We start from the raw sequence: 4438 nt of genomic DNA on the forward strand, positions 1-4438 counted from the left end.
CGACCGCCGACGGCCGCGGCGAGCCCGGGGAGCCCGCGGCCGTGCCGGTCGAGGCCGCCGCGCCGCTCGCGGACGGCGCCGCCCCCGCATCCCCCACCCCATCCGCCCGCACGTGAGGAACCGCACATGACCCCAGCACCCCTCCGCATCGGCCTCGTCGGGGCCGGCGGCATCAGCGCATCGCACCTGCCCCACCTCCTCGCCCTCGGCGCGCAGGTCTACGTGCACTCCGAGGTGGGCGCGGCCGAGGCCGTCGCCCGGCACGGCGGCGGGACCGTGGTCGACACCCTCGACGAGCTGCTCGACCTCGTGGACGTGGTCGACGTGGTCACGCCCACCTGGACCCACGCCGCCATCGTCCGCCGCGCGCTCGAGGCGGGCAAGGACGTCATCAGCGAGAAGCCGCTCGCCCGCACCGACGCCGACGCCGAGGAGCTCGTGGCGCTCGCCGCCCGGCTCGGCCGCCGCCTGCACCCGGCGCACGTGGTGCGGTTCTTCCCCGAGTACGTGCGGCTCAAGGAGGCCGTCGACCAGGGGCTCCTCGGCGACCTGGCGGTGCTGCGCTTCTCGCGCGCCGGCGCCTTCCCGACCCGCACGCCCTGGTTCGCCGACCGCGCGCTCTCGGGCGGCATCATCATGGACCAGATGATCCACGACCTCGACATCGCCCGGTGGGTCGCCGGCGAGGTCGTCCGGGTCTCGGCCGTGTCGACCCGCGCGGGCGACGCCGAGCACCCGATCGAGGCCGCGCACGTCCTGCTCACGCACGCGTCCGGCGCCATCAGCCACGTCGCCGGCGTCTGGGGCCCGGCGCACCTGCGCTTCACGACCGAGTACACGGTCACCGGCACGGGAGGGCAGCTCGAGCACTCGTCCGCCGTGCAGAGGGGGTACGTGGCGGACCTCGCCGACCCCGGCACCGGCGGGGAGCTCGTGCCCGACACGGATCCCGCCGAGGACCCGTACTTCGTGGAGCTGCGCGAGTTCACGCGCGCCTTCGCGGGCGGTGCGGAGCCGCGGGTCAGCGCCGCCGACGGTGCCGCCGCGGTCCGCATCGCGACGGCCGCGCTCGAGAGCCTCGACACCGGGCAGCCGGTGGACCTGGTCGTGGCGTCGGACGGGGCGGCGCGATGAGGGCGGCGCACGACGGCCCGCTCCGCGTCGCCGTCATGTCCTTCGCGCACACGCACGCGCGCTCCTACCTCGCGCTCCTCGCCGCGATGGACGACGTCGAGGTGCGCGCGAGCGACCCCGGCCCGCACCCCGAGGGCGAGCTCCGCGGCCGCGCCATGGCCGACGCGCTCGGGGTCGCCTACGTCGACGCCTACGCCGACCTGCTCGCCTGGCAGCCGGACGCCGTGATCGTCGCGAGCGAGAACGTCCGGCACCGGGAGCTCGTGGAGCTCGCCGCGGCCGCCGGCGCCGACATCCTCTGCGAGAAGCCCCTCGCCACCACGCTCGAGGACGGCCTCGCGATCGAGCGCGCCGTCGCCGAGGCCGGCGTGCGCCTCATGGTCGCGTTCCCCGTGCGCTTCGCCAGCGCGTTCCAGGAGCTGCGGGCCGCGCACGCCCGGGGCGCGCTCGGGCAGCTCGTCGCCCTGCGCGGCGCCAACAACGGGAAGCTGCCGATGGAGCGGTCCTGGTTCGGGGATCCCGCCCTCTCCGGCGGCGGCGCGCTCGTCGACCACGTCGTGCACATCGCCGACCTCCTCGACGCGCTCACCGGCGCCACCGCCGTCCGCGTCACCGCCGTCAGCAACCGCCTCCTGCACGCCCACCGCGCGCAGGCCGAGACCGGCGGCCTCGTGACCATCGCCTACGACAGCGGGCTCATCGCCGCCATCGACTGCTCGTTCACGCAGGCCGACACCGCGCCCACCTGGGGCGGCGTGAGGATCACCGCGACCGGCACGGCCGGCAGCGTCGGCATCGACTTCTTCGGCCCCCGGGTGCGCGGCCTCGACGCCGCGACCGGCCGGCCGATCGAGCTGCCGTACGGCCCCGACTTCGACGCCGCCCTCCTCGACGCGTTCCTGCACGGCGTGCGCACGGGGGAGCAGCCGCAGCCGGACCTCCAGGTCGGGCTGCGGACGCTGCGCATCGTCGTGGCCGCGCAGGAGTCCGCGCGCACGGGACGCACGATCGAGGTCGCCGCGCCCTGACGCGGCACGGGACGGGAGGGGACGCGCATGCAGGTGGTCATCCGGGAGTCGGCCGAGGAGGTCGGCCGGTACGCGGCCGACGTCATCCGCGCGGGCGCGCGCGACGGGAGCCTCCGGGTGCTCGGGGTCGCGACGGGGTCCTCCCCCCTGCCCGTGTACCGCGCGCTCGCCGAGGGCCCCGACCGGGAGGCGCTCGCCGGGCTGACGGCGTTCGCGCTCGACGAGTACGTGGGCCTCGCGCCCGACCACCCCGAGGGATACCGCGCCGTCGTCGACCGCGAGTTCACGCGGCGGCTCGGCCTCGACCCCACGCGCGTGCACGTGCCCGACGGCCGCGTCGAGGGGATCCGCGACGCCGGCGACCGCTACGAGGCCCTCATCCGCGAGGCCGGCGGCATCGACCTCCAGATCCTCGGCATCGGCGCCACCGGGCACATCGGCTTCAACGAGCCGACGTCGTCGTTCGCCTCCCGCACGCGCATCAAGACGCTCACACCGGAGACCCGCGCCGACAACGCGCGCTTCTTCGCCACGCCCGACGAGGTGCCCGTGCATTGCATCACGCAGGGGCTCGGCACCATCCTCGACGCGCGCCGGGTGGTGCTCGTGGCGCACGGCGCGGCGAAGGCGGCGGCCGTCGCGGCGGCGGTGGAGGGCCCGCTCACGAGCATGTGCCCCGGATCCGCGCTGCAGCTCCACCCGGACGCCGTCGTCGTGGTCGACGAGGCCGCCGCCGCGGGGCTCGCGCTCGCCGACTACCACCGGTTCGTGTTCGCGCACCGCCCGGAGTGGCAGCGCTGACGCTCAGCCGCCCGCCCGGTCCAGCACCGCGGTCGCGTGCGGGGTGGTCGCGATGGCCGCGTTCCGCAGCGACTCGGTGCCGGCGTCGAGGTAGCCGTACGTCTCCTCGTGGGCCTGGAACTCGGCGGCCCGCTCAGCCGGGTCGCTGATCGTCGACCAGGCACGCGAGTCCGGGTCGTCGTTCCAGGGCGAGTGCAACACGGGTGCGTGGCCGGTCACGGGCAGGAGGCCGTGCGCGGGATCCCCGTCGACGGCGATCACCGTGGCGCCGAAGCCCGGGGCGCGGGGATCCTGCCGCGACAGCCGCCCCCACGACGCCTCGTCGTCGTCGGCGGCCTCGCCCGCGTAGACGTGGCGCGCGTGCAGGTCGCGGGCGTCCTCGATGCCGTCCTCCACGCCCGCGGATCCGAGCATGACGAACGCGTGGACGTCGAGGTCGCGGGCGGCGAGGGCGTCGGCGGCCATCGTGGATCCGTAGGAGTGCGCGATGACGCTCACCGCCGACAGGTCGCCCCCGCGCCGGGCCGCGTGCAGGCCGGCGATCTCGCTGGCGAGCAGCGGCGCGCCCCGCTCCGCGTAGGCGCCGAGGGTCGCGTCCACGCCCGGCGGCGGCGTGCGGTAGCCGATCCAGGCGACGACGGCGTGCGCCGCCGGGGCGCCGACCGCGGCCTGCGCGTCGTAGACGTTCTGCGCGGTCTCGGTCCAGAGCTGCATGTCGTCGGTGTACGCGCCCATGCCCGGCACGGTGAAGGTGACCTGGCGGGCCGTGTCGAGGTCGCCCACGGCGATGGCGGCGAGCGGCGGGTCCCGGTGCGTCAGCGACACGAGCGTGCGCTCCGGCGCCGCGGTCCCGTCGGCGCGGGCCTCCGGTCGGAGCGCGTCGCGGATCGCCGTGAGGGCGGTCAGCCGGTTCCGGGCGTCCGCGTCGTCCGGGTGGGCGGCGACCGCGGCCCGCTCCTCGCGCAGCTCGGCGCGCAGCTGCCGCCGGTTGGCCGCGTCGCGGGAGGCGTAGTCGACGCCGTCGAGGTCGCCGATGAGCCCGGGCGAGCTCCGGATCAGCGCGCGCTGGCGCCTCCGGTCCTTCGCCGCCCACCACGACACCACGCGCGCCGGGGACGCGTCCATCACCTGCAGCTCGAGCGACGGGTGGGCGGCGATCATGCGCGCGGCCGCGGACGGGCTGAGGGCGGCGTACCGGTCGAGCTGCGCGAACCCCGCGTCGACGCCGGACCCGGGCGGTGCCGGGAGGATGAGGAGGCCGACGAGCACGGCGGCGACGGCGAGCGCCGTCTCGCGCCGCCGGTGGGCTCGGGTCACCACCGCCTCCTCCGCGTGCGCGGCGCCCCTCGGGTCGGCGCCGTCGGTCAGATGCTAGGGCGTGGCGGTCGGGTGGTCGCCGTGCGCAGCCTGGGTGCGGGCCGGGTGGCGGCCGTGCGCACCCGGTGGACGCGACGCGAGGCGGCGCGGCGCTGACG

General features: G+C 76.7%; 4 protein-coding genes. 3 read left to right on the forward strand and 1 reads right to left on the reverse strand.

The annotated features are described in order from the left end of the window. Positions 1 to 126 precede the first annotated feature (126 nt). From Q6969_RS13310 to Q6969_RS13320, 3 genes are read left to right on the forward strand one after another with little or no spacing between them, the layout of a single operon-like run. On the forward strand, positions 127 to 1134 hold the full coding sequence (locus Q6969_RS13310; RefSeq protein ID WP_317230867.1) for a Gfo/Idh/MocA family oxidoreductase: 1008 nt from the start codon (positions 127 to 129) through the stop codon (positions 1132 to 1134). Beyond that, entirely contained in the window at positions 1131 to 2162 is a 1032-nt protein-coding gene (locus Q6969_RS13315; protein ID WP_317230868.1) for a Gfo/Idh/MocA family oxidoreductase, read from the forward strand. Before Q6969_RS13310 ends, Q6969_RS13315 begins: the two co-directional genes overlap by 4 nt. A 27-nt stretch (positions 2163 to 2189) precedes the next feature. After that, positions 2190 to 2963, forward strand: coding sequence for a glucosamine-6-phosphate deaminase (locus tag Q6969_RS13320; RefSeq protein ID WP_317230869.1), 774 nt, complete (start codon positions 2190 to 2192; stop codon positions 2961 to 2963). A 3-nt stretch (positions 2964 to 2966) separates the two neighbouring features. Here the strand turns inward: Q6969_RS13320 and Q6969_RS13325 are convergent, their stop codons facing one another. Then, positions 2967 to 4280: an alpha/beta hydrolase gene (locus tag Q6969_RS13325; RefSeq protein ID WP_317230870.1), complete on the reverse strand. Its 1314-nt coding sequence runs from the start codon at positions 4278 to 4280 to the stop codon at positions 2967 to 2969. Positions 4281 to 4438 lie beyond the last annotated feature (158 nt).

The organism is Clavibacter sp. MX14-G9D, from assembly GCF_032917815.1.
GTDB classification, from domain to species: domain Bacteria; phylum Actinomycetota; class Actinomycetes; order Actinomycetales; family Microbacteriaceae; genus Clavibacter; species Clavibacter michiganensis_K.